Here is a 24,528-nt window from a genome sequence, read left to right as displayed (position 1 = left end):
CTTGCATCCGAGCCGTGTGGAATAGCGACACACGCTCAGCACTGCACGGCGATCGGCACCTGCTCCGCCAAGAAGTCGACGAATGTCCGGATCGATGGCAGCAATCCGCGTCGCGACAGCATCAGGAGGCTGATTGTCGACCGGCCCGCGATCCAGTCCGGCAAGACGCGCACAAGTTGCCCCCGCCCCACCTCCGAACGCCCCACGTAGCCGGGTAACGCGACAATGCCCATGCCGTGACAGGCCGCAGCTTTCAGCGTCGTCATGTCGTCACTGCAGAGCAGCGCCTTGAATGGCACGGTCTCAACCTGATCCGGGCGCGCCGCATGACTCAAGCGCCATTCGCTCACATCCTGAATGCCGCCAAACGCTATGCCGTCGTGCGATGCGAGATCGGCGGGCGTATCGGGCACGCCCCTGCTCCGCAAATAGTCCGGCCCCGCGAACAAGTGCCAGGATGCTTGCGCGATCACCCGTTGTACCAGCGTGGAGTCCGGCAACGGGTCGACGTGCGCGCGCAGGCACAGGTCGAATCCTTCCTGAAGCAGATCGACCTGCCGGTTGGACGCATGCTGAACGATTCTCACATGCGGATGATCGATCATGAATTTGGGAATCAGGTCGGCGAGCAGCAGCTGCGCCGTCGCGACCGAACACGAGAAGCGGATGATCCCGCTGGGCTCCGCCATCCGCTGTCGCACCACGTTCTCCGCCGCCTCCGCCTCGATCAGCATGGCAACCGCATGCTTGTAAAAGGCCTCGCCGACTTCCGTGACATCAAAGCCTCTCGACGTGCGTTGAATCATGCGGGCGCCGAGCGCCGTTTCCAACCCATGGATGCGCCGGCTGAGACTTGACTTGGCCATGCCGAGTGCGCGCGCCGCCGCCGTGATGCCTTTGTTCTCCACCACTTGCACAAAGTAATAGACGTCGTTCAGATTCAGCATATCTCTGCGTGGCTCCGGGTTCCATCAGGCGTGATCATATCGTGATCCGAATCATCGATCCCGAGTTGACTCGATCGATGCAGCAATAATTCGACGCGCAGGTTCAAGCTCGTCCGATTTCATACCGCGGCGGCGATCGGACGCTGCGCGCATTGGCGGTTCATCGCAAGTTCGTTGCAAAAATTCGAACTTATCGTTCGCGTGAGCGGCACTTCCTCCCGTCATGTACCCCGCTCTAGACTGTCCCACTACATCGGCTCGTCGCGCATGCCCGTTCCGCAAGGAAGCCCTATCCAGACGCATCTGCCTGACGACCACAAACCGCCTGCTCTCCGACAAGGACCTTTTCAGATGCCGGATCAACTCAATCGCCGCGAACTGACTCGTCGCCTCGACGCCGTCACCGATCATGCAATCCGCAACAAACGCGTGCTCGGCACGGTGCTGATGGTGGCGATCGACGGCGAGACCGTCTATCGCCGGGCGGCGGGGTTGGCTGACCGGGAGACGAATACGCCGATGAGCGAAGACGCCATCTTTCGCCTGTCTTCGGTCACCAAACCGCTGACGAGTGCGGCGATCATGGTTCTGGTGGAACGCGGCGTGATCGCGCTGGATCATCACGTCACACGATACCTGCCCGAATTCCGCCCGCGTCTTGCCGACGGCACCGCGCCGGACATCACCTTGGGGCACTTGCTGACACATACGTCCGGGCTCGGCTATCGCTTTCTCGACGTGGCCGGCGGGCATTACGATCAGGCCGACATTTCCGACGGGCTCGATCAACCCAACCTGAGTCTCGACGAAAACCTGCGGCGACTGGCCAGCGTTCCGCTGCGCTTCGCGCCCGGCGAGCGATGGAATTACTCGCTCGGACTGGACGTGCTGGGCGCGGTGATTGAGCGCGCCACCGGGGAGTCGTTTCCGAACGCGATGCACCGGCTCGTTACATCCCCCCTCGGCCTCGACGATCTCACGTTCCACGTCGACAAATCCAGGCGTCTTGTCAAACCGTATGTCGACGGCCATCCCGATCCCGTCGCCATGACCGACGAATCGATCGTTCCCGCCTATGCAAACGCCATTCGCTATGCGCCCAGTCGAATTCATTACAAGGATTCCTACCCGTCAGGCGGGTGCGGCATGGCGGGTACGGCAGGCGACATCCTGCAATTTCTTGAAGTGATCCGCAAAGGCGGCGCGCCGATCCTTCAACGCTCGACGGTCGAAGACATGATGCGTGACCATGTCGGTCCGCAGGCCGGAACGCAGGGACCCGGCTGGGGTTTCGGCTACGGGTGGGCCGTGTTGTCGGACGCCGCCGCATCGGATTCCCCCCAGTCACCGGGCACGCTTCAGTGGGGAGGTGTCTATGGCCACAACTGGTTCATCGACCCGCTCAAGCGTCTCACCGTCGTCAGCCTGACGAACACGACGTTCGAAGGCATGTCCGGCGCCTATCCAAACCGGATACGCGATGCGCTGTATGCCTAGGGTCTGCCCGATCTCATGCGTTCAAGGGAGCGTTTATGACCAAGCGACGTGAAGTACCCGGCATCCGGCCTTATGACGGGCCGGCCGGCGGATGGGGCGCGCTGCGCGCGACGGCCAGGGCGATACGCCTGCAGATGGAGACGATCGAAGCGCCCGTCACGCTGCTCCGGACCAACCAGCCGGACGGCTTCGATTGTCCCGGCTGCGCATGGCCGGACAAGGAGCATGGTTCGACGTTTCAATTCTGCGAGAACGGCGCAAAGGCGGTGACCTGGGAAGCGACGACCAAACGCGTGCCGCCCGAATTCTTCGCGAGCCACACGGTCTCGTCACTGCGCGCATGGCGCGATTTCGATCTGGAAGACCTGGGAAGACTCACGCATCCGATGGTGTACGACCGCACCAGCGATACGTTCCGGGCAATCGACTGGAATACCGCCTTCTCCCGTATCGGCGCGATCCTGAACCGTCTCCCGAACCCCGATTCCGTGGAGTTCTACACGTCGGGCCGGGCCTCCAACGAAGCGGCCTTCCTGTACCAGCTCTTCGCGCGGGAATACGGCACGAACAATTTCCCGGATTGCTCGAACATGTGCCACGAACCGACCAGCGTCGGCCTGCCGAAATCGATTGGCATCGGCAAAGGCACGGTGTCCCTGGCCGATTTCGACCAATGCGAACTCATCATCTCGATGGGCCACAATCCGGGCACCAATCATCCCCGCATGATGGGCACCCTGCATGAAGCATCGCGACGCGGCGTGCCGATCGTCGTGTTCAATCCGCTTCGCGAGCGTGCGCTGGAGCGCTTCGAGGATCCGCAAAATCCGCTCGAGATGGCGACCTACGGTTCCGCGCGGATTGCCTCGACCTATTTGCAGGTGAAAGTAGGCGGCGACACCGCCGCGCTCAAGGGGGTGATGAAGGCGCTCCTTGCGCTGGATGCGGCGACCGGCGAGGTCCTGGATCACCGTTTCATCGCGGAGCACACCCAGGGCATCGCCGCCCTGGTCGACGATCTCGACACCACCGAGTGGGCCGAGATCGAGGTGGCGAGCGGCCTGACTCGCGCCGATCTCGAGAGCGTGGCCGCGCTTTACGCCAAGTCCAAGGCCACGATCGTCACCTACGGCATGGGCATCACGCAGCACAACAAGGGCACGTCGAACGTCCAGCAGATCGTCAATCTGCTGTTGTTGCGCGGCAATATCGGCAAGCCGGGGGCAGGCATCTGTCCGTTGCGCGGACACTCGAATGTCCAAGGCAATCGCACGGTTGGCATCACCGAGCAACCGAGCACCACGTTTCTCGATCGGATCGAACACGCATTCGGTTTCAAGCCGCCTCGACAGCATGGGCACGACGCCGTGAAGGCCATGCAGGCGATCATCGCCGGTGAGTCTAAGGCGCTGCTCTGCCTGGGCGGGAATTTCGCGGTCGCGCTACCTGACCCGGATCAATGCTTTCCCGCCATGCAGCGACTCGAATTGAGCGTGCATCTCGGCACCAAATTGAACCGGTCGCATCTGCTGGTTGCGAAGGAAACGTTTCTGCTGCCTTGCCTCGGCAGGACGGAAGCCGATATCCAGACCAGCGGGCGTCAAGCCATCACGGTCGAAGACTCCATGTCGATGGTGCACGCGTCGCAGGGGAAACTCAAACCCGCGTCGGAACACCTGCTGTCGGAGCCGGCCATCATTGCCGGCATCGCCAGTGCCACGCTGCCGGACAGCAAGATCCGGTGGCAAGCACTGATCGAAGACTACGACCGCATCCGGAACCTGATCGAGCGCGTGCTTCCGGAGTTCGCGAACTTCAACGCCCGCATCAAGACGCCCGGCGGGTTCCGATTGCCGCTCCCGCCGGCGGAACGCATCTGGCCGACAGCCTCCGGAAAGGCGGAATTCTTCGTGTTCGACGGTCTCGCCGAGGATGACGACGTCGCTGACGAGGGCATGTTGAGACTGGCCACGATCCGCAGCCACGACCAATACAACACCACGCTCTACACGATGGACGATCGGTATCGTGGCGTCTTCGGCCGGCGCGACATCCTCTTCATGAATGAACGCGATCTCACGTCGCGCGGGCTCGAACACGGCGATCTCGTTGACATCGAAACCCTCTCAGCGGACCGAACGCGCCGCATGGAAGGTCTTACGGTGGTCGCATACGACATCGCCCCGGGTTCCGTGGCGGCCTACTATCCGGAAGCGAACAAGCTGGTTCCGCTCGATTACGTGGACAAACAGAGCGGGACTCCATCGTACAAGTCGGTGCCGGTCCGGATCGTTCGCTCGCTGTCGAACGCGCCTCGCGAGACCGCCGCAGAATCGACCTGACCATAAACGAGACGCCACGCGCCGACATGGCGCCGGGCATTGTCGATCGCACGATATCAATCAATCTTTCACGAGAATCTCCCAACCATGCGCTACCTCTCTTTCGACAAGCAACAGGACAACGTGCTGCTGATCGCACGCGTGCTGATGATGGTGTTGTTCGTCATGTTCGGCTGGCAGAAGCTGATCGGCTTCTCCGGCACCGTTGCGTATATGGGGTCGACAGGCGTGGCCGTGCCGACGCTCGCGGCGGTGATTGCGGTGGTGATGGAGTTCGTGGCCGGGCTGCTGATCGTGGCCGGCTTCTACACGCGGCCGGTGGCGTTGCTGCTCGCGCTTTACACGCTCGGCACCGCCTTCATCGGTCACCCGTACTGGACCATGACGGGTGCCGACCAGTATGCAAACCAGATCAATTTCTACAAGAACGTCAGTATCGTGGGCGGTCTGTTGGTGTTGATCGTCTCCGGCCCCGGCCGCTTCTCGATCGATCGCCACTGATGGAAACCGTATGCGATCCATTACGGATCGCCCGCCAGATTAAAAAATTTCCCAATACTTATAAGCTATTGAGAAATTCATGATTAGGTCCGTTGGATTTCTCGATGGTTCGTAAAATTTTTATTTTGTTTTACTTATCAACCCGTTCCGACAGCCCCCGATCGCATACGAAATCCTTTTACGCAGCAACCTCGTGGTCAAGACGAGGCCCCCTCCGGCAACCCGCCAGGAGCACTCCATGACGCTTTCGCTTCAAGTCAACCTGCGGACGCACACCGTCGTAGCAGCGCCCGATACGCCGTTGCTCTACGTGCTGCGCAACGACCTCGCCCTGAACGGCCCCAAATTCGGCTGTGGACAGGCGCAATGCGGCGCATGTACCGTGCTGATCGGCAAAACCGCGGTGCGCTCCTGCGTCTTTCCGGTCGGAGCCGTGGGCGACGCGCCCGTGACGACCATCGAAGGTCTCGGTTCGCGAGCGAAGCTGCATCCGGTGCAGCAAGCATTCATCGACGAACAGGCGGCCCAGTGCGGCTACTGTTCGAGCGGGATGCTGATCGCCGCGAAGGCGCTGCTGGATGCCAATCCGAACCCCGACGAGGCGACGATCCGCCGCGAGATGTCGGGCATGCTGTGCCGCTGCGGCGCGCATAACCGTATTGTCCGCGCGATCCTGCGCGCCGCGCGGGAGATGCGCGCATGAACGTCGCCAAACTTACCCGCCGCGACTTCGGCAAATTTGCGGGCGCGCTCGTCGCCACCTTCACGCTCACCCCATTGAGCGCACTGCCCCAACCGGCCGGCAGCGCGGCGCAACCGGCACTGCCAATCAGCCTGCGAACGAACCGCCGGCTCGATGGCTGGATCCGCATCGACGAACATGGCGCCATCACGGTTTTCACCGGCAAAGCCGAACTCGGCCAGGGCATCCTCACAGCGCTCGCGCAAATTGCCGCGGACGAACTCGACGCGGATCTCGCCCGGGTGCAGATGGTGTCGGCCGACACGACGCGCAGCCCGAACGAAGGCTACACATACGGCAGCCAGTCGATCGAGCAAAGCGGTGCCGCCCTCCGGATCGCCGCCGCCCAGGCCCGCGCGACGCTGCTTCAGCAGGCGTCGATCCGCCTCGGCGTGCCCGTCGGCACGTTGCGGACCGAAAACGGCCGCGTACTGGCCGCCGGCGGCCGCGCCGTCAGCTACGGCGACCTGGTCGCGGGCAAGCGCGATCTGCTCGACCTCGAAGTGACGGCGAACGTCGTGCCGAAACGCCCCGCCGACTTCCGTCTGGTCGGCAAGGCGATACCGCGCCTCGACCTGCCCGGCAAGTTCACCGGCGAGGCCGCCTACGTACAGGATCTGCGCATGCCCGGGATGCTGTTCGGCCGAGTCGTCAGGCCCCCGCGCGCAGGTGTCAGACTGCTCGCGCTCGACGACGCACGCGTGCGCGCTCTGCCGGGCGTTATTGCCGTGGTGCGCGACGGGAATTTTCTCGGCGTCGTCGCGCAGCGCGAGGAACAGGCGATCGCCGCGCGCGGCGCACTGGCCGCCGCCGCGCAATGGAGCGACGACGGCACCGCCCTGCCCGACGCAAATGCGCTGCCCGAGGCCTTGCACCGCTGGCGCAGCGAAGACAGCATCGTTGCGTCGGTCGGCCAGGAGATCGCGCCACCCGCCGACGCCAGGCATTTCGAGGCGACCTATTCGCGGCCGTACCTGTCGCAGGCGTCGATCGGGCCGTCCTGCGCGGTAGCGCTGCTGAACGACGCGCACCTGACCGTCTGGTCACATACGCAAGGCGCGTTTCCGCTACGCGGGGATCTGGCAACGGTGCTCGGCATGCCGGTCGCCGCCGTCGACGTCGTGCATACGGCAGGCTCGGGCTGCTACGGCCATAACGGTGCGGACGACGCCGCGCTCGACGCGGCCTTGCTCGCGCGTCAGGTGCCCGGCCGGCCGGTCAAGCTCCAATGGATGCGTGACGACGAATTCGCATGGTCCCCGATCAGCCCCGCGATGGCGATTCAGGTGAAGGCTGCTCTGTCGAACGATGGCCGCATCGTCGACTGGCAATACGAGCTGTGGAGCAACACCCATGCGGCGCGACCAGGCCAGAAAGGCGGGATCAATCTGCTTGCCGCCTGGGATCTCGCGAGGCCGTTCTCGCCGACGCCGCCGCTGCATATTCCGCAGCCGTACGGAAACGGCGACCGCAACGCGGTGGCCGTCTATGACCTGCCGCGCCAGCGCGTCGTCAATCACCTGCTGCTCGACGCGCCGATCCGCACCAGCTCGCTGCGCACGCTGGGCGCCTACGCGAACGTGTTCGCGATCGAATCGTTCATCGACGAGTTGGCCGCCGCAACCGGCATCGATCCCGTTGCATTCCGCCGCGCGCACCTGAGCGACCCGCGTGCGCTGGCCGTACTCGACGCATGCGCGCGGCGCGCCGGCTGGCGCGCTGGCGCGCGAGGCGACGGACACCGCGGACGCGGTCTCGCCTACTCGCGCTACAAGAACATCCAGGCCTACGCAGCCGCGGTCGTCGAGGTCGAGGTCGATCGCGAACGCGGTATCGTCAAGGTGACGCGCGTCACGATGGCAGCAGACGTCGGGCGCGTGGTCAACCCGGACGGCACAAAAAGCCAGATCGAAGGCGGCATCGTGCAGGCGTTGAGCTGGTCGTTGAAGGAACGCGTAGCATTCGACCGACGCAAGATCACGACGCGCGCCTGGGCCGACTACCCGATCCTGAGGTTCGACGAAGTACCGCCGATCGATATCGAGCTGATCGATCACCCCGACGAAGCATCGCTGGGCGCGGGCGAGTTCTCGGTCGGGCCGGCGGCGGCGGCACTGGCCAATGCAATCGCGCATGCGACGGGCCGCCGCATCCGGGATCTACCGATCACGCCCGATAAGTTACGCGGTGCATTTGCGTGATCCCGCCGTTCGGAACAATGCCGTTCCGCTCACTGGAGCGCGTTATTCACGTCACAAGGAGTTGGAAAAGCGGAGACCGTCCTCGACCTGTGTCCAGGATGACGAATTGGACCTTATAGCGCCTTATCTGACGTTTATGAAAGATGAACCGCCCCTTCACGATAAAGGCGATGCACGCGCTTGCGATTCGCATGAATGCCTTCGCGCTCCACGATTGCATGCAGCCGCCGGTAGCCGACCGGAAGCAAGTCATCCGGTGCCGGCCACGCGGCCGGCACTGGACACTCACCCAGACCTGTTCTAGATCAGTTTCGCAGCCTCATCGGCCGAGACCAGACGGCCGAGCTTGCCGAATTCGTGAAGATCGCCGAAGACCTCGATGCGAATCGACTGGTCGATTCCACCCACTTTCAGGGCATCGAATCCATTCGCGTCGATCAGTTTCGCCACTGCGTCTCCCGCTGCCGCGTCGTCCGCCGCATAGAATTCGACGGCCCGCGTCGGGCGACGATTCGCACCCGACGTCAGCGACGCCGCGCCCAGGGTGCCGAACGCCTTGACGAGCCTCGCACCGACCGGCAACAGGCTGGCGAGGACTTGCCCCGACGACTGATCTTCCGGGAGGATTTTCTTGAAGCCACCCGCGTTGTCGGGTGCAATCGGATTCGAGGTATCGACGACGATCTTGCCAGCCAGTTGCGCGCCGTGGGTTTCGAAATAGCGTTTGATGACGTCGAACCAGACCGCGAAGATGACGATGTCCGCCCGGTCGATGGCCTGATCGAGCGTTGCATGCGTCACCCGTTCTCCCAACGTGTCCGCCAACTGCTTCGCCTTATCCTCGTCGGCATCCGCGATAATCAACGAAACCCCGCCGGCGACGAGGTTCTTCGCCAGACGCGACCCGATGTTCCCCAGGCCGATGATTGCAACATGTTCCATTCCCTTCTCCTGATAACAAACGTTTCCGCACATTTGCACGACATCCGTTTCCGCTCGTCAAAGCGACGCGCCCCCGAACGATCGATACCTCGAAACGAAACGTGTCCTCCGTATTCGCGAAGCTATAGCCCGAACAGCCGGGCGGCGTTGTCCCGCCCGATCTTTTGCCGGTCGTTTTCGCTAAGCAATGCGTGATCGAACCACTGGCTCGCGGTAGTCATGCTCTCGTAGGGATAATCGGCCGAAAACATCACGCGATCCGTTCCGACCTCGCTGATCGCGTTGAACAACCCCTTGGTGTGAAAGTGACCGGCCGTGGTGATGTAGAAGTTCTCGCTGAAATACTCGCTCACCCGCCGCTTTGCCCTGCCCAGCCCCGCCCCTTCGCGCTGCATGTCGAGCCGATGTTCGAGGCGCGGCAGCATGAGCGGCAAGCCCTCGCCGAGATGGCCGAGGATGATCTGGATGTTCGGGTACTGATCGAACAAGCCGCTCAGCATCAACCGGATCGCATGCGTCGCCGTTTCATGAGCGAAGCCCCAGGCCGACCCCACCAGCGACTCGTATCCTGCATAGATGCGTTGCTGAACCGGCAGCGGCTCCCTCGGATGCAAATACACGGGTACATTCAGCGTCGATACCCGTTCCCAGAACTCCCATACCGGTTCTTCGTCGAGGTACTGCGCGGTGTCGCGATCGCCGATATTCGTGTACCCGTTGATCAACGCCCCTTTCATGCCCAATTCCACGACCGCACGTTCAAGCTCATCCGCCGCGGCCCGCGGAGACTGAATTGCCACCGTCGCGAATGCCTTCAGGCGACCGGATCGATGAGAGGAAAATTGCTCCACGATCTGGTCATTCGTCTTCCTGGCGAAATCCACGGCCTGCCCTACATCGAGAATGGACTGTGCGCCGGGTGACGTCAGCGAGAGGATCGCGATATCGATACCGTTCGCATCCATGTCGCTCAAGCGCGTATCCACGTCCAGCAGCCTCGCATCGACATCTTCCATGTAGGCCTTGCCATTGCGAGCCGCTTCACCCGCGGCATCCCACAGGCCGTTATTCAACTCGGTCGTCAGGTGCTCCTCGAGCACGATTTTTCCTTTCATGACACATGTCCTGTATTCAACGTGATGTGTTTGTACTCGACGAAATCGTCGATCGCGGCGACACCGTTCAGGCGTCCAAGACCGGATTGCTTATAGCCTCCTTCCTCGAATTCGTCGTAGACCTTCGCCCAATCGTTGATCCAGACCGTACCCGCCTGCAGCGCGCGGGCAACCCGCATCGCCCGGTGAACCTCCTGCGTCCAGACTCCGGCCGCCAGACCGTATTCGCTGTCGTTCGCGAGCGCCACCGCCTCTTCTTCCGTATCGAAAACCTGCAAGGTCAACACCGGACCGAATACCTCCTGCTGCACGATCGGCAGCTTCGGGTCGGTCACCTCCAGCAGCGTGGGCCGATAGAACGCACCCTTTGCGAGCACGCCCTCCCGAACCGGTCCGCCGCGAGTAATCACCCGTGCACCCGCCGCGATGGCCTGCTCGACCATCGCATCGACCCGCGCCACGTTCGGCTTGTCGATCAGCGGCCCCATGTCACTGGCCGGATCGGCGGCGGGCCCCACGCGGACCGCCTCGAGTCGCCTGGAAAGCCCTTCGCGTACTTGCGCCGCAACGCCGCGCTGTACCAGCAACCGCGAACCCGTCATGCAGAACTGACCGGCAAAGACTGTCAGCGATTTCTCGAGAATCGGAAGTACCGCGTCCAGATTGGCGTCGTCGAATACCAGATGCGGCGTCTTCCCGCCCAGTTCCAGTCCGACGCGCTTGATGCGCTGTGCAGCCACCGCCGAAATCGCCCTGCCGGTCGCCGTCGACCCGGTGAAGCTAATCACCGGCACCGCGGGCGACGCGACCAGCAGCTTCGCGCCTTCGGCGCCAGACTCGTTGAACAGGTTGATCACGCCGCGCGGCAAGCTGGGGGCTTCGGAGATGACGCGCGCCACCAGCGAGTTGGTCTGGGCCGTCTGCCCCGGCATCTTGATGGCCGTCGTGACGCCCGCCGCCAGCGCCGGTCCCAGCGAGCGGATCAACAGCACGACCGGCGAATTCCAGGGCACGATGATCCCGGCGACGCCCATCGGTTCGCGCACCACCACCGACAACACATCCGGTCTCGGCGTGCCGCTGTGACCACGCTCCGCACGCGCCAGCGCTGCGTAGAAACGCAACTTCGACGGCACCATCGTGACCTCGAAGCGCGCCTCCGCCCTGACCTTGCCGTTTTCCAGCGCCAGTTGTTCGATCAGGGCTTCCTCGTGCCGCTCGAATGACGCGGCCAGTTCGTCGAGCACCTTCGCGCGCAGCGACGCGTCGTGTTTCCAGTTTCCCGTGTCGAACGCCTTCCTCGCCGAGGCGATCGCCAGTTCGGCCACCGCTTCGCCGCCATCCGCGTATCTGCCGATGACCGTTCCGCTTGCCGGATCGACCGAATCACGGTGCGTCCCGGAGTCGATCCAGGCGCCGTCGATCCAATGCAGGGCTGTCGTGATCGCCATGATCGGATCCCCTGCTCAGGCGTAGTGCCGAGCGATATGCTCGGCGACCGCGATCGTGGTGACATTGGTCGCCACCGAGATGGCGTCGGGAAAGATCGACGCATCGACCACGCGCAAGTTCGATACGCCGTGGACGCTGCCCTGCAGATCCACCACCGCCCCGTTGTCGCCGATACCGCCCATCGGGGCCGTCGACGTTGGATGATGATAGGTGTCGAGCGTTGCCTTGATCGAATCGAGCATCTCCTGATCCGTGCGCGCGTGGATGCCGGGCGCCAGTTCGGAATGAATCAGGAGAGACAGGGGTTCGGTTTGACCAATCCGCCGCGCGATCTTGACGCCGTCGAGCAACCGGGCGCGGTCGCCGGGATCGGCGAGGAAGTTGAGGTCGATGCGCGGTGCTGTCTCCGGATTCCGGTCGACCAGGCTGAGCCGGCCCACCGACAGCGGACGCGTGAGCGCGACCGCCAGCACGAAACCGACCTTCGTCGGGCTCTGATCATGGGGAAACAGATGCGTGGCGGTCACGTGGAGATCGAGATCCCCGGGCTTCGCCTGCTTGCTGCGCGTCCACAGCTTCGCGCCGATCACCGGCGACTGCGCACCTATCCTGTCCGGGTGCGCGGCGTACGCGTTGTAATAGAACGGATGGTCCTTCAGGCGCTGGCCGACCGGCAAATCCGCCACCACGGGAATGCTCAACGCGCGCAGATCCGCGCTCGGGCCGATCCCCGAACGCAGCAGGATGGCTGCGCTGCCATAAGCGCCGGCGCTGAGAATGAGTTCTCCTGCATGGATTTCCTCGCCATTCGCCAAACGCACGCCGATGGCCTTCGTACCGTCGAACAGGACCCGATCGACCAATGCGTTGCCGCGAATTTCCAGGTTGCTCCGGTCGCGGACTTCGTTATCCAGATACGCGATACCGGTATTGACGCGGACCCCGTTGACGATATTCATCGGGTAGGGACCGACGCCATGCGCATCTGGCCCGTCGAAATCGTCTATCGGCTGGAATCCATTTGCGATCGATGCGTCGATGAATGCGCGCTGCATGGGCGTGATGTCATCGCGCTCGAGTTGACGGACCGGCAACGGACCGTTGCGGCCATGCAGCGCATCCGCGCCGCCGACGCGGTGCTCCAGTTTCTTGAAGGCCGGCAGGACATCTTCATACGACCAGCCTGCCAGCGCCCAGTTATCGAAATCCTGCGGTCTTGCTCGAATGGCCACCGAACCATTGACAGCCGAACTTCCGCCCAGGACCTTGCCTCGAAAGGCGCCGATCGGATGTTCGACGAAGCCGGGCTCTGATCGATAACCCCAATCATGTCCGGTCGCGGCGCCCAATTGGTCGCTGTTCGCGACCGCATGTGGATAGCCCCAGGCGTCATACGCGGCGCCGGCTTCGAGCAACAACACGCGCCGATTCGCGGTCTCGCTCAGGCGCCGCGCCAGCACCGCGCCTGCCGACCCTCCACCCACAATCAAAACGTCGACCACATGTGCTACCGGACTCTTGATATCGGCTTTGCTCATCGGGCTTTCTCCTTGGATTCGGTTATCTGAATGCAGATTAACCCGAGGCAAGGTGATTTCCCGGACGCAATACCAGAACTATCGGTTCGAATTACGGCAACCTAAAGCTCGTTGCAATCGCAAGGGTTCGGGCACGCGAAATCGCGTAGAAGCCGGCAACCGGCCATCGTCGATCGCATTCGTCGTGGCTGCACTGGGCGAAACCGGCAAGCCGCCACGAGTGTGGGCTTCAACGTCGCCGCATCCGCTACGGAGCGCCTCGAGTGCAAGATGGCGCTTGAGCCACAGGCGACGGATCTGATCGGTAGGGAGTGGTAGAAATTGCGTCTGCGGCCCGGCACGCGCCCCAGGTTTCCGCCTCGGGCAGATAAACCGCTTCGAGCGGCGTGCGCTGCTCACGCAGCCGCGCGTCGCCGAAAAACGGATGCGCGAGCAGCAATACATCGAACCAGATGGCCGACAGCGTGTGCAGGTCGGATGCCTCGTAGGCACGAATCTCGATTGCCTTCTTGTCGTATTGTTCGATTCGTCCCGCACCGACGAACGCCCCCCGGCGCGCTCGTCCGTGCGGTGCGCCGCGCGCGCTGCCCGAAGCACCGCGCACGGCACCGCATTACCGCAGGTTGGTTCTCGCCAGCTCGACGATCTCGTCGCCGCGCCCGCTGAGAATCGCGCGCAGCATGAACAGGCTGAAGCCCTTCGCATGCGCGAGTTCGATCTTCGGCGGCATCGCAAGCTCGTACTTCGACGTGACGACGTCGACGACAGCCGGCCCGTCGTGCGCGAACGCCATGCGCAGCGCTTCCTCGACGTTCTCCGAATGCTCGACGCGCACGCTGAAGATGCCCGCGCCCTTCGCGATCGCCGCGAAGTCGGTCGGGCTCAGGTCGACGTTCGTGTCGAGATAGCCGGCCGCCTTCAGTTCCATCGACACGAAGCCGAGCAGGCTGTTGTTGTACACGACGATCTTGATCGGCAGCTTGAGCTGGCGTGCGGTGAGCAAATCGCCGAGCAGCATCGACAGCCCGCCGTCACCGGACAGCGATACCACCTGCCGCCCCGGATGCGCGCCCTGCGCGCCGAGCGCCTGCGGCATCGCGTTCGCCATCGAGCCATGATTGAACGAGCCGTGCAGTTGCCGCTTGCCGTTCATCGTCAGGTAGCGCGCGGCCCACAGCGTCGGCGTGCCGACGTCGGCGGTGAAGATCGCGTCTTCCGCCGCGACTTCGTCGACGATCTTCGTCAGGTATTGCGGGTGGATCGCGCGGCCCGGCGGCTCGGCCACCGCGAGATCGTCGAGCCCCTTGCGCGCCGCCGCGTAATGCTTCAACGCGTTCTCGAGGAAACGCCGCTGCGTCTTGCGCGTGAGGCGCGGCAGCAGCGCCGCGATCGTTTCCTTCACGGTGCCGACGAGGCCGAGCGCGAGCGGCGCGCGATGCCCGAGCTGCGAGCCCTTCCAGTCGATCTGCGCAACCTTCGCGTTCGACGGATAAAACGGCCGGTACGGGAAATCCGTGCCGAGCATCAACAGCGTGTCGCACGACTCCATCGCGTGATAGCCCGAGCTGAAGCCGATCAGCCCCGTCATCCCGACGTCGAACGGATTGTCCCATTCGACGAACTGCTTGCCGCGCAGCGCATGCACGACCGGCGCGCCGAGCGTGTCGGCCAGCGCGACCACTTCATCGTGCGCACCCTGCGTGCCGCTGCCGCACAGCAGCGTCACCGCATCGGACGCGTTGAGCAGCGCCGCGAGCCGGTCGAGATCGGCGTCGGCCGGCAGGATCGACGGCGGCGCCGATTCGCTCCACGCCGGCAGCTCGTCCGGGCCGTCGCCGAGCGCGATGTCGCCCGGCAGCACGATCACCGCGACGCCGCGCTCGTCGATCGCGGTGCGCATCGCGCGCGCGAGCACGCGCGGGAACTGCGATGCGTTCGTCACGAGCTCCGCGAAGTGACTGCATTCGCGGAACAACTCCTGCGGATGGGTTTCCTGGAAGTAGCCGAGGCCGATCTCGGTCGACGGAATGTGCGCGGCGATCGCGAGCACCGGCTGGTGATTGCGGTGGCAGTCGTACAGCCCGTTGATCAGGTGCAGGTTGCCGGGGCCGCAGCTGCCCGCGCACACCGCGAGCCGCCCGGTCGACGCGGCATCCGCGCCGGCCGCGAACGCGGCGCTTTCCTCGTGCCGCGTATGCATCCAGCGGATCGAGCCGATCTGGCTCAGGCTGAACGACAGGCCGTTCAGGCTGTCGCCCGTCACGCCCCAGATGCGCTCGACGCCCGCTGCCGCCAGCGTCTTCGCCAGGTATTCCGCCATCGTCTGTCTTGCCATGATGCCCTCACTGTTGATGGATCGAGACACGCATGAACCGACCGTGCGCTCGAACACACGCGCCGACCGGACGAGCATACGCGATTGACCCGCGCCCCGTCGTGACGACGCGGGCGGGCCGACTGCCGTATGAGGCGCCGCCGCGCGATTCGTTCGATCCGGCGCGGCTCGCACGGCAGGCGTCATGGTTCCGTCACCGTTCCGTCAGCGAACGGACAGGCACGCGGACCGCGCTCAACTCCAGTCGGACGCCGCCTCGTCCGGATCGACGAGCGTCAGACCCGCCGCCGGCAACGGCAACGCGGTCTTGTAGCGCACCTGCTTCAGCGAACCGCAGCGCGACGGGATGGCAGCCGAGCGGCGCGCATGGCTTGCCGACGATGCCGACGCAACGCCTGACGTGACCGCCGCGCTCGCCGGCACGCGCGGGCCGGTGATCGCCGCGACCGACTATGCGCGCGCGGTGCCCGAGCTTCCCGATGCGCTGCCCTGCCGGGCCACGCCACCGATACACACAGTTTTCGCCGGACGCGCCGCTGACGCAGCCCGACCGGCCGGCCACGCGCCACGCATGCGCTACACCGGCAGCGCATGCGTCGACAGGATCTCCTTGAGCACCATGAACGACCTCACCTGCCGCACGCCGGGCAGGTAGATCAGTTGTTCCGCATGCAGCCGGTTGAAGCTCTCGTTGTCGCGCGTGCGCACGAGCATGAAGTAGTCGAATTCGCCGGTCACGACGTGGCACTCCACGCACCCTGACACCTTCTGCGCGGCCTTCTCGAACGCGGCGAACGCTTCCGGCGTCGAGCGGTCGAGCACGAAGCCGATCACGACGAGCATGCCGGCCCCGAGCGGCTTCGGGTCGAGCAGCGCGACGATCCCGCGAATCATCCCCATCTCCTTGAGCCGCTCGACGCGCCGCAGGCACGCCGGCGCGCTCAGCTTCACCTTCGCGGCGAGGCTCACGTTCGAGATCGACGCGTCCTGCTGAAGCTGCCTGAGGATCGCGCGATCGATGCGATCGAGCGCGGGCGCGGCATCGGCCGGCATCGTCGGTTTTCCACTTAATTTCATTGCGTCAGACTCCGTTTTTTCGAACTCGAATTGCTTCATCGACATTCGAGTCGTCATTAACGTAGGTCGACGATATTGATTTCGCAAGCTCATTTCTCGCGTGCTTGCCTATCATTTTTCCATCGGGAGACGGCGTGCCGGCCGCTCCCGAGCGCACCGATGCCTGCGCCAACCCTGCCTTTCCGGAGACAAAAGCCGATGAACCTGCAACGCTTCCCCCGATATCCGCTGACCTTCGGCCCCACACCGATCCAGCCGCTCAAGCGCCTGAGCGCGCACCTCGGCGGCAAGGTCGAGCTGTATGCGAAGCGCGAGGACTGCAACAGCGGCCTCGCGTTCGGCGGCAACAAGACGCGCAAGCTCGAATACCTGATCCCCGACGCACTCGAGCAGGGTGCGGACACGCTCGTGTCGATCGGCGGCGTCCAGTCGAACCAGACGCGTCAGGTCGCGGCCGTTGCCGCGCATCTCGGGATGAAATGCGTGCTCGTGCAGGAGCATTGGGTCAACTATGAGGACCCCGTGTATGACAAGGTCGGCAACATCCAGCTATCGCGGATGATGGGTGCCGACGTGCGGCTCGTGTCCGACGGCTTCGACATCGGCATCCGCCGTAGTTGGGAAGAAGCGATGGAGAGCGTGCGGCAGGCGGGCGGCAAGCCGTATCCGATTCCGGCCGGCTGCTCCGAGCATCCGCTCGGCGGGCTCGGCTTCGTCGGCTTCGCCGAGGAAGTGCGGCAGCAGGAAGCCGAGCTCGGGTTCAAGTTCGACTACATCGTCGTGTGCTCGGTGACGGGCAGCACGCAGGCGGGGATGGTCGTCGGCTTCGCGGCGGACGGCCGCGCGGATCGCGTGATCGGGATCGACGCATCCGCGACGCCGGAGAAGACGCATGCGCAGATCACGCGCATCGCGCGGCACACGGCCGAGATTGTCGAACTCGGGCGTCGCATCGACGAGCAGGACGTCGTGCTCGACACGCGTTATGCGGGCCCCGAATATGGGCTGCCGAACGACGGCACGCTCGAGGCGATTCGTCTGTGCGCGCGGCTCGAAGGCGTGCTGACCGATCCCGTATACGAAGGAAAATCGATGCACGGGATGATCGACAAGGTGCGGCGCGGGGAGTTCGAGCCGGGCTCGAAGGTGCTGTATGCACACCTTGGCGGCGTGCCGGCGTTGAGCGCGTATGCGGAGATTTTCCGACAGGGGTGAGGTGGGCCGGGCGGAGGCGCGGCGCGCGCTGTTAGCGCCCGTTTCGAGCCTCCGCCGAACGAGTGCCAGGCGGCGCGGTTCGTCGATGCCGCGCGCGTCATTTGCTCGTCAAAAGCACGCGTCGCCGGACGAACCGCTTTGCGGACCCACGTGACAGACCGTTGCAACGAGCATGTGGGCGGCAAGAACACATCTAATGTGCGTCGACCTCTCCCTTACGCCGAAACAACCGCGACACATACGCACCTGTCAGCATCACGAGGAACCGGCTGTTGGTCGACAGATAGCGCTTCCACATCCGCCCCGGTTCCTGGATGACGCGGAACGCCCACTCAAGGCCACTGCGCTGCATCCACAGCGGCGCACGCTTCACCTTCCCAGCCACCACGTCGAACGTCCCGCCTACGCCCATTACGAAATCGACGCCCAATTGGGATTTCCAGCGATTGATGAAGTTTTCCTTGCACGGCGACGTAATCGCAACGAACAGGAGCTTCGCGCCCGACACACGAATCTGGTCGACGACGGTACGCTCGTCATCCCAGAAGTAGCCATGGTGAATACCGGCAATCCGTAACATCGGGTACTTTGCCGAGACTGCGCAGGCCGCCTTTTGCACAACGGCCTCGGAGCCGCCCAGCATGAAAACCGGCAGGCCGTCCTGCTGGGCCATGTCGAGCAGGCGCTCGAACAGGTCGACGCCGGCGACGCGCTCCGAAACGTCATGGCCAAGCAGGCGGGCGCCCCACACGACACCCATCCCGTCGATGTTGACAATATCGCAAGCATGCACCGAGGCGGCCAGCTCCGGATCGGCCTGCATATTGACCAGCTTGGCGACGTTGACGACCACGTGCTGCGTGAATTGCGAGCACGCAATGCGATCGCGGATCAGCTCGACGGTTTCGGTCATGGTGCCGACGTCCATCGGACAGCCGAACAGTTCAATGCGATTCATGCGAATTCTCCCCGGGACAGGGAATGGGACGACAGAGCGTCGGGCTTGACGTGGTTCGCAAGAAGGCCGATCGAGTAGAACGCCCACGCTTGCGTCCATCGCAGGTAGTCAACGCGATTGACGGAACGAGCCGTGCGCTGATAGGCGAAGCGGCGTTCGGCAGGCAGGTAGAGCGTCTGCATCGCGCGATCGAATACACGCTGCGCCAGCGGACGGTCGGACTCCACCGGTGACACCGTCAGCAGCGTGATCAGCGCTTGCGCGAACGAATGCATGTCGAGAGGCCAGATCCGGTCGGCGTAGTATTTCGCTGTGCCGTCGGGTGTGAAGAGCGTGTTCCGGTAGTACTTGAGGCCCCGACCGATCGCGTCGTCGAAACGCCGCGTGCCAGCGGCCTGTTGCAGGCAGTGCAGCGCCTCGAGGTTGTAGCCGGTGTGGAAGCCGTCGACGAACGCGTGATGACTACGCAGGCCGTACGCCCATGCGCCGTCGTCGCGCTGCATCGACACGCTGAGCGTCGCCGCACGCAGCGCGCGTTCGCACATCGCGGAATCGCCGGCTCGGCGAGCCGTCTCTAAAACGAATGCGGTCGCCCACAGGTTCGCGTTGTGGACGAACGCTGATTCGCCCGGGATGTATGCGTAGTATCCGGAACCGTCGTGTTCCGTATAAAGCGAATCGAGGAAGTATCCGGCATCGACAGCCGTGTCGATGAAACGGGAATCTCCGGTCGCGTCGCCAAGCGCGTACAGCGCCCGCGCGGCGTAGCACGTCGTGATTGCGTTCGGCGTGCCGACCGGCACAAAGAAGGCGCGAGCCGCCCAGTCGAAGTGATAACCCCATGCACTATGGCGCCACAGCCGCCGGTCGACGCGTTGCTCCAGCAGCCAGTTGCCTAGCAAGCGCGCTTCCGCAACGCTCGTTCCGTCGCCGATCCGGCGCTCACGTTCAAGCAAACCGAGAATTATCAGCGCGATACCCTTCGGATTCCGCTTGCGTGGGACGCCGGCCAGACCGCGCAGATTGATCGGGCTGCGCTTGTGAAATTGAAGCCACGCGATGCGCGCGAGCGGCAAGCATGACAGGCCGGAATAACGAAACAGGCGGCTGTTCAGGCCATCGAACGGATCGTGGCCCGCGTAGTCGTGGCGCTGGCAATGCGCGAGCAGGCCGTCGGCGACGGCGGCGGGATCGGGAAATGCAGTCATCAATCGTTTCTCTTGACATCCACGGAGACATCGCCGAAATACACGGCGAGTGCATCGACGTCAGTGGGATAGGTTTGCCAACTTGGCTTGTAGATGCCGAACTTGAGATAGCTGTGCCGATCGCCGACATAAGCGTTCGGTATGCCATTCGCATCGAAAACGGCGAGTTTGTCCTTCCACACCTGCGTAATAGCCTGGCGACCCGATGAATCGGGCGCATAGAGGATCGTCCAGTCAACCCATCTTCCCCGGTCATTCGCGGCGCAGCAGAGATGTCTTTGCGTGTCATGCGTCGTATCGTGGCCGCCGCGGACGGATATGATGTATTCCGATCCGAACAGTTGCAGCATGACAGGGGGTGAGCCACTATGCTCACCCTGGTGAATTTGAGTGATGATTGCGAATTGCTTGCTGTCGAATCTGAGATCGCTCGGAAGATAGGTGCGCCACCGGATCAGATATTCATGTCCGGGAGCAAGCTGGATGTTGCGCGGCAAGAGAAATTCTGCCCTCGGCAACCGATTGATCAGATGGGAAAAATCCTGACTCTTTCGAAGTTCGACTCGAATCGCGCGACGGCCGGAGGCAACCGGATCGTCCACCAGCGTGATATTCGTCGACGTGGTTTGCTGGAACGTCAGGCCGTTCAGACCGTTATGCCACGAGTTCGAATAAACGGATTGGTAATCGGCAGACTCCACGCGAACCGCCGTCGTCGTTGCACAAGCCACGACAAGTATTGATCGGAGCCCTGCCGCAATCAGCACAGTGCCGGACGTGACGGGTTTGCCGAATTTCATATGGCGGCTCCGTTCGTGATGTCGCGATAGCAATGAACATAGCGCTCCGAAATCACCTCGGCGACGTAGTCCTGTTTTGCCCGGGACAGTGCGGCGGCTTTCATGCGAGTCGCGAGCGCCGGATCTTCGAGTAGTTGACGAACACGGCCAGCAAGTGCCTCGGCGTCATTGGGTGGGACGAGATACCCGGTCACACCTTCGCTCACCAGATCTTCTAGCCCGCCAACCCGTGTGGCGACGACAGGCACACCGCAGAACATGGCTTCCAGTGCTGCGATACCGAATGCCTCGAACTGGCTAGGCAGACAGAACACGAATGCGTTTCGATAGAACGAGAGCTTGTCGTCGCGCTCCAGCCATCCCTCGAAATGGACTCGATCGATCACGTCATGAGCGTGTGCAACGCCACGCCATCGCTCCGTATCACCTTCGCCGGCCAGCCTCAGCGCGATATCGAATCCCTGCCTCGTGAGTAGGCCGAGAGCCTCGATCAGCACGTCGACGCCTTTCTGGGTCGACAGGCGACCGGCAAATGCGATATAGGGTTGAACGCAGGCCCGCGGGCGATCATGCGAACCGCAGTGCATTGCATCATGTTCCGCATCCGTCGCGAAATTGGCAACGACGCTTGTATCGTCAGCGTTTCTCCGAAACTGATTCAACAGCCGTGCCGACGCAGAAGACGCGCCGATTACCGCGTCAGCGCCTCCTATGAACTGACGTATTGCCGCACGCGTCACGCCGTCGGCACGCACGACAAAGCGGTCGAAATTACCCGAATGCAAATGGAACACCACCCGTCGTCGCATCGCTTTCGCGATCAGATAGAGGGCGAACTTTCGGTAGAAGGAACCACGCTCCGAAACGTGGAAATGCACAACGTCGGCTCCCCTTGCGGCAAAGATGAATTTCGGCATGTCCGACGAAAAGAACCGCAGTGATGATCCGGTGTTCTGGAAGCCATGTGTTTCGAAGATCGTCGTTCCGATGTCGGCACGCTCGAAGCTGGCCCGCCGGGCGGCCAGTTCCCCGAGTACCGAAGCAATACCGCCGCGTTGACCATATCCGGGGCCGACGTGCAATACGTTGATCCGGTTCGCGTTGGGAATCCCCGCGTCATTCATCTCATGTCTCATTCGATTCCCCCCTCGATGACCTGGCATGCGCGGAAAACACATACATCATCAGCAACGCTGAAAACACATAGGATGGCGAGAGAAATGCCATCGAGAACAGATTGTCGAAACAAAACGCAAGAACGACATACATCCAGATCATGTTTTTCCTCCTGGATTGCCCATAGAAAAGCATGAATGCAAGCCAGAGAATCGCGCCAAACAAGCCCATTTCGACCAACAGATGCGGGTAGAACGTATCGGTGGTCTTCAACACACCGGCGAGCCCATACCAGTTGAAGTGATAGGTCTGATATAGCGGCGAGTCGTACTTCACCGACGCGGGGCCGCCGAAACTCCCAAGGCCCTCACCGAGCAAATTGCCGTTCAGCAGAGACTCGAACATCACCCGATAGGATTCCGCTCGCGCCGAGTTACCGGAGAGGATGTAGAACGACAGTTTCGCCATCGCGACCCGAACGAACGAATCGAATAATCCGATCAGGAGAAACAGAGTTCCGGCCAGCATCGCGAGAAACGACACCGCCCAGACTCGAATATCTCGCCAGCCAAGAAATACCGGGTAAAGAATGATCGCGACGTACATCTTGAAAGAAAATCCGAGCAGCGAGAACAGCAGGAATACCCACGACCATTTCTGCCTGGACGAATTGCAAAAATGGAAGCGACACAGCAGAAAAGCACAAAAGTTGATGAAGCTGAATTCCGAAAAGAATCCCATCCACCCCTGCGCACGCAGGAACAATCCCGAGTCGATCCGCACCGGCATGAACAGCGGCAACCCGATCGCGTACGACACATAGAAATACAGCTGAAACAGGTCGTTGCTCACGACCACGCCGATGAACGTCCTGACCAGCAAGTCGAGCCGGTCGCGGTACGGGAAGATCGCCACCGTGATCGCGACCGGAAAGAGGAAGCGGACGAGTTCCTCGATCCCTGCATGGACGTTGAACGACAGCAGCATCCCGATGCAGAGCGACACGGCGATGGGGAGCGCGACGACGGCCAGCCGGTGAAAGCGCGGGCGCAGCAGAATCGCCGCGAACACGAGGCCGAACGCGCTCATCTTTACGACCTGCGAACGATCGTCGTCGAGCGTGAGCAGCGTGTCGCTGACGCAGAAGACCAAGTAAGCGAGCGCCAGCAGTCCGGCGCCCAGGTCGGCGACGCGCGATCGACGATGCGGCACGATCGCCGGGAATCGGGCGGCCGCGTTCATGGACGCGCTCCCGACGCCGCCGGCGTCGCTTTCGTATCGGCTGCGTCCAATGCCCCGATCGATTCCGCATAGGCCGTGCATACCCGCCGTGCATGCATCACGACGATCGCGTTCCGGATCAGCGTCACGACCACCGCGGACGCCAGCATGCAGAAGAACCCGGTTTCGCCGCCGATGACGACGCAGCCGCCGAGCAATGCGACGAACAACACCGACGTACCGATGTTGATCCGCGCGGTGACCGCGCTCTGCTCGAACACCATCATCACGTTGCTGCTGACGACACCGAGCACGCCGGCCGCGCACTGGATCGCCAGCAGCACGCCGCCTGCGAGCACCGCGGACACGCCGTGGCCGTCGAGCCCGTATCGGTAGGTCAGTCCTGCCACCATCGCAAGATTCGCGACAAGTACGACCAGATTCGACAGGTCGATATTGCGCCGCATCGCGCCCAGCGTCGCATCGAGCGGCGCCTCGTCCTTCTTCCGCTTCACGAGGTCCGGCAATTGCGCGATCGAAATGGCGCGCGGCAGCAGGTTGCCCATCGCGGTCACCGAAGAAAACAACGACAGCATCCCCGCGAACGACGCACCGCACATCGCCTTCGCCACCGGTACGGTCACCAGCGCGATGCCGCCGGACAGGAAATTGGTCAGCCCGAACTGCAGCCCCTTCACGTCGATGCGCATCGAAAACGCGCGACGATCGGGTGCGCCGATCGCGGCGAACATCGCGACGGCCACCACGACCAGCGCAACGGCCAGGCACAACGACGCGGAATGGCCGTGGCGCGTGCCAATCCACAGCATCGCGCACGAGCCCACGATCAGCAGGCAGTCGAACGCGATCGTGATCCGGTAGCGGCGGTACGACACGAAGAAATGTCGCGCGAGCTGATACACGGTCCAGCCCCACATCAGCGCGACCACGCCGCCGAGATCGAACGCGACGAGACCGGTCGCGGACACCAGCACACATGCGAACGTGGCGGCCACGGCGGTCCATCCCGCCATCGACACCAACGAGTAGAACGCGCCGCGCGCCGCCTGCTTCCCGTCGGTCGCCGGTACGCGTACCAGAATCAGCGTCGCCCAGCCGATGGCCGTGAAGAAGCCGATCATCTGCGCGATCGACAGGTTGGACGCCGCAGCCCCAAGCTCGTCCAGCGAATAGATCCGCTGGATGACCCAGAACGTCAGCACGCGATAAAGACCGGGCGCGCCGGTACAGACAAGCGCTTCGACACGGCCCAGCAGCTTTTCGGCGTCGGCATTCCGCAGCATGATGTTTGTGCGCCCGC

20 protein-coding genes and 3 pseudogenes are annotated in these 24,528 nt (G+C 63.1%); 7 read left to right on the top strand and 16 right to left on the bottom strand.

What is annotated here, in order from left to right:
- Positions 1 to 35: 35 nt before the first annotated feature.
- On the bottom strand, positions 36 to 947 hold the full coding sequence (locus tag LGN17_RS24405) for a LysR substrate-binding domain-containing protein (protein ID WP_226198938.1): 912 nt from the start codon (positions 945 to 947) through the stop codon (positions 36 to 38).
- Positions 948 to 1,298: 351 nt separating this feature from the next.
- Between LGN17_RS24405 and LGN17_RS24400 the strand changes: the two genes are divergently transcribed.
- The 5 genes from LGN17_RS24400 to LGN17_RS24380 all read left to right on the top strand — a co-directional run bounded on the left by LGN17_RS24400 (position 1,299) and on the right by LGN17_RS24380 (position 8,230).
- A complete protein-coding gene (locus LGN17_RS24400; RefSeq protein WP_226198937.1) occupies positions 1,299 to 2,444 on the top strand; it encodes a serine hydrolase domain-containing protein in 1,146 nt (381 codons plus the stop codon).
- Positions 2,445 to 2,479: 35 nt separating this feature from the next.
- Positions 2,480 to 4,786 (top strand): FdhF/YdeP family oxidoreductase, encoded by a 2,307-nt coding sequence (locus tag LGN17_RS24395; protein WP_226198936.1) that lies wholly within the window; start codon positions 2,480 to 2,482, stop codon positions 4,784 to 4,786.
- Between the two features lie 63 nt (positions 4,787 to 4,849).
- The gene (locus LGN17_RS24390) at positions 4,850 to 5,287 is read left to right on the top strand and encodes a DoxX family protein (RefSeq protein ID WP_319000860.1); all 438 of its coding nucleotides are present in this window, start codon (positions 4,850 to 4,852) and stop codon (positions 5,285 to 5,287) included.
- A 238-nt stretch (positions 5,288 to 5,525) separates the two neighbouring features.
- Positions 5,526 to 5,990, top strand: a complete 465-nt coding sequence (locus LGN17_RS24385) for a (2Fe-2S)-binding protein (RefSeq protein ID WP_226198934.1) — start codon at positions 5,526 to 5,528, stop codon at positions 5,988 to 5,990.
- On the top strand, positions 5,987 to 8,230 hold the full coding sequence (locus LGN17_RS24380) for a xanthine dehydrogenase family protein molybdopterin-binding subunit (RefSeq protein WP_226198933.1): 2,244 nt from the start codon (positions 5,987 to 5,989) through the stop codon (positions 8,228 to 8,230). The genes LGN17_RS24385 and LGN17_RS24380 overlap by 4 nt, the downstream gene beginning before the upstream one ends.
- 146 nt (positions 8,231 to 8,376) lie before the next feature.
- Here the strand turns inward: LGN17_RS24380 and LGN17_RS24375 are convergent.
- The 5 genes and pseudogenes from LGN17_RS24375 to LGN17_RS24355 all read right to left on the bottom strand — a co-directional run.
- Positions 8,377 to 8,466: pseudogene (locus LGN17_RS24375) on the bottom strand (IS3 family transposase); the annotation flags it as partial.
- A gap of 64 nt (positions 8,467 to 8,530) precedes the next feature.
- The gene (locus tag LGN17_RS24370) at positions 8,531 to 9,172 is read right to left on the bottom strand and encodes an NADPH-dependent F420 reductase (protein WP_226198932.1); all 642 of its coding nucleotides are present in this window, start codon (positions 9,170 to 9,172) and stop codon (positions 8,531 to 8,533) included.
- 122 nt (positions 9,173 to 9,294) lie between these two features.
- The gene (locus tag LGN17_RS24365) at positions 9,295 to 10,287 is read right to left on the bottom strand and encodes an amidohydrolase family protein (protein ID WP_226198931.1); all 993 of its coding nucleotides are present in this window, start codon (positions 10,285 to 10,287) and stop codon (positions 9,295 to 9,297) included.
- On the bottom strand, positions 10,284 to 11,738 hold the full coding sequence (locus LGN17_RS24360) for an aldehyde dehydrogenase family protein (protein WP_226198930.1): 1,455 nt from the start codon (positions 11,736 to 11,738) through the stop codon (positions 10,284 to 10,286). Before LGN17_RS24360 ends, LGN17_RS24365 begins: the two co-directional genes overlap by 4 nt.
- A gap of 15 nt (positions 11,739 to 11,753) precedes the next feature.
- Positions 11,754 to 13,277, bottom strand: a complete 1,524-nt coding sequence (locus LGN17_RS24355) for a GMC family oxidoreductase (protein ID WP_226198929.1) — start codon at positions 13,275 to 13,277, stop codon at positions 11,754 to 11,756.
- Between the two features lie 103 nt (positions 13,278 to 13,380).
- Here LGN17_RS24355 and LGN17_RS36900 point away from each other — a divergent pair.
- A pseudogene (locus LGN17_RS36900) lies at positions 13,381 to 13,530 on the top strand (ISKra4 family transposase); the annotation flags it as partial.
- On the opposite strand, the gene LGN17_RS24350 reads toward LGN17_RS36900, so the two are convergent.
- From LGN17_RS24350 to LGN17_RS24335, 4 genes and pseudogenes are all read right to left on the bottom strand, one after another.
- The gene (locus LGN17_RS24350) at positions 13,525 to 13,881 is read right to left on the bottom strand and encodes a hypothetical protein (protein WP_226199145.1); all 357 of its coding nucleotides are present in this window, start codon (positions 13,879 to 13,881) and stop codon (positions 13,525 to 13,527) included. The pseudogene LGN17_RS36900 and the gene LGN17_RS24350 sit on opposite strands and share 6 nt — an antisense overlap.
- A 9-nt stretch (positions 13,882 to 13,890) precedes the next feature.
- A complete protein-coding gene (gene poxB, locus LGN17_RS24345; protein WP_226198928.1) occupies positions 13,891 to 15,612 on the bottom strand; it encodes a ubiquinone-dependent pyruvate dehydrogenase in 1,722 nt (573 codons plus the stop codon).
- A 234-nt stretch (positions 15,613 to 15,846) separates the two neighbouring features.
- Positions 15,847 to 15,942 (bottom strand): annotated as a pseudogene (locus tag LGN17_RS24340) (ArsR family transcriptional regulator); the annotation flags it as partial.
- A 246-nt stretch (positions 15,943 to 16,188) separates the two neighbouring features.
- On the bottom strand, positions 16,189 to 16,689 hold the full coding sequence (locus LGN17_RS24335; RefSeq protein ID WP_226198927.1) for an Lrp/AsnC family transcriptional regulator: 501 nt from the start codon (positions 16,687 to 16,689) through the stop codon (positions 16,189 to 16,191).
- A 198-nt stretch (positions 16,690 to 16,887) separates the two neighbouring features.
- Here LGN17_RS24335 and LGN17_RS24330 point away from each other — a divergent pair, with 198 nt between their 5' ends.
- Positions 16,888 to 17,904 (top strand): 1-aminocyclopropane-1-carboxylate deaminase, encoded by a 1,017-nt coding sequence (locus tag LGN17_RS24330; RefSeq protein ID WP_226198926.1) that lies wholly within the window; start codon positions 16,888 to 16,890, stop codon positions 17,902 to 17,904.
- A 193-nt stretch (positions 17,905 to 18,097) separates the two neighbouring features.
- On the opposite strand, the gene LGN17_RS24325 is transcribed toward LGN17_RS24330, so the two are convergent.
- The 6 genes from LGN17_RS24325 to LGN17_RS24300 all read right to left on the bottom strand — a co-directional run bounded on the left by LGN17_RS24325 (position 18,098) and on the right by LGN17_RS24300 (position 24,511).
- Positions 18,098 to 18,862, bottom strand: coding sequence for a WecB/TagA/CpsF family glycosyltransferase (locus LGN17_RS24325; RefSeq protein ID WP_226198925.1), 765 nt, complete (start codon positions 18,860 to 18,862; stop codon positions 18,098 to 18,100).
- Positions 18,859 to 19,938 (bottom strand): aspartate-semialdehyde dehydrogenase, encoded by a 1,080-nt coding sequence (locus tag LGN17_RS24320; protein WP_226198924.1) that lies wholly within the window; start codon positions 19,936 to 19,938, stop codon positions 18,859 to 18,861. The genes LGN17_RS24325 and LGN17_RS24320 overlap by 4 nt, the downstream gene beginning before the upstream one ends.
- Before the next feature lie 131 nt (positions 19,939 to 20,069).
- Positions 20,070 to 20,870 carry a polysaccharide lyase gene (locus LGN17_RS24315; RefSeq protein ID WP_226198923.1) on the bottom strand — a complete coding sequence of 267 codons (801 nt, stop codon included), beginning with the start codon at positions 20,868 to 20,870 and terminating at the stop codon, positions 20,070 to 20,072.
- On the bottom strand, positions 20,867 to 21,994 hold the full coding sequence (locus LGN17_RS24310; RefSeq protein ID WP_226198922.1) for a glycosyltransferase family 4 protein: 1,128 nt from the start codon (positions 21,992 to 21,994) through the stop codon (positions 20,867 to 20,869). The genes LGN17_RS24315 and LGN17_RS24310 overlap by 4 nt, the downstream gene beginning before the upstream one ends.
- Before the next feature lies 1 nt (position 21,995).
- Positions 21,996 to 23,228: a hypothetical protein gene (locus LGN17_RS24305; RefSeq protein WP_226198921.1), complete on the bottom strand. Its 1,233-nt coding sequence runs from the start codon at positions 23,226 to 23,228 to the stop codon at positions 21,996 to 21,998.
- Positions 23,225 to 24,511, bottom strand: coding sequence for a hypothetical protein (locus tag LGN17_RS24300; protein ID WP_226198920.1), 1,287 nt, complete (start codon positions 24,509 to 24,511; stop codon positions 23,225 to 23,227). The genes LGN17_RS24305 and LGN17_RS24300 overlap by 4 nt, the downstream gene beginning before the upstream one ends.
- Between the last annotated feature and the right edge of the window lie 17 nt (positions 24,512 to 24,528).

Origin of the sequence: Burkholderia sp. AU30280 (assembly GCF_020420125.1) — a bacterium.
In the GTDB taxonomy this organism is placed as follows: domain Bacteria; phylum Pseudomonadota; class Gammaproteobacteria; order Burkholderiales; family Burkholderiaceae; genus Burkholderia.
Note: the sequence above shows the minus strand (reverse complement) of the source record. Positions and strands in the feature narration are given on the sequence as shown.

Bases quoted from the DNA above. Each gene is read 5' to 3' on its own strand.
- LGN17_RS24395 (WP_226198936.1), top strand. From the start codon at position 2,480: ATGACCAAGCGACGTGAAGTACCCGGCATCCGGCCTTATGACGGGCCG.
- LGN17_RS24405 (WP_226198938.1), bottom strand. From the start codon at position 947: ATGCTGAATCTGAACGACGTCTATTACTTTGTGCAAGTGGTGGAGAAC.
- LGN17_RS24300 (WP_226198920.1), bottom strand. From the start codon at position 24,511: ATGCTGCGGAATGCCGACGCCGAAAAGCTGCTGGGCCGTGTCGAAGCG.
- LGN17_RS24315 (WP_226198923.1), bottom strand. From the start codon at position 20,870: ATGAAATTCGGCAAACCCGTCACGTCCGGCACTGTGCTGATTGCGGCA.
- LGN17_RS24385 (WP_226198934.1), top strand. From the start codon at position 5,526: ATGACGCTTTCGCTTCAAGTCAACCTGCGGACGCACACCGTCGTAGCA.
- poxB (WP_226198928.1), bottom strand. From the start codon at position 15,612: ATGGCAAGACAGACGATGGCGGAATACCTGGCGAAGACGCTGGCGGCA.
- LGN17_RS24365 (WP_226198931.1), bottom strand. From the start codon at position 10,287: ATGAAAGGAAAAATCGTGCTCGAGGAGCACCTGACGACCGAGTTGAAT.
- LGN17_RS24400 (WP_226198937.1), top strand. From the start codon at position 1,299: ATGCCGGATCAACTCAATCGCCGCGAACTGACTCGTCGCCTCGACGCC.
- LGN17_RS24305 (WP_226198921.1), bottom strand. From the start codon at position 23,228: ATGAACGCGGCCGCCCGATTCCCGGCGATCGTGCCGCATCGTCGATCG.
- LGN17_RS24360 (WP_226198930.1), bottom strand. From the start codon at position 11,738: ATGGCGATCACGACAGCCCTGCATTGGATCGACGGCGCCTGGATCGAC.
- LGN17_RS24330 (WP_226198926.1), top strand. From the start codon at position 16,888: ATGAACCTGCAACGCTTCCCCCGATATCCGCTGACCTTCGGCCCCACA.
- LGN17_RS24355 (WP_226198929.1), bottom strand. From the start codon at position 13,277: ATGAGCAAAGCCGATATCAAGAGTCCGGTAGCACATGTGGTCGACGTT.
- LGN17_RS24335 (WP_226198927.1), bottom strand. From the start codon at position 16,689: ATGAAATTAAGTGGAAAACCGACGATGCCGGCCGATGCCGCGCCCGCG.
- LGN17_RS24370 (WP_226198932.1), bottom strand. From the start codon at position 9,172: ATGGAACATGTTGCAATCATCGGCCTGGGGAACATCGGGTCGCGTCTG.
- LGN17_RS24310 (WP_226198922.1), bottom strand. From the start codon at position 21,994: ATGAATGACGCGGGGATTCCCAACGCGAACCGGATCAACGTATTGCAC.
- LGN17_RS24380 (WP_226198933.1), top strand. From the start codon at position 5,987: ATGAACGTCGCCAAACTTACCCGCCGCGACTTCGGCAAATTTGCGGGC.
- LGN17_RS24325 (WP_226198925.1), bottom strand. From the start codon at position 18,862: ATGAATCGCATTGAACTGTTCGGCTGTCCGATGGACGTCGGCACCATG.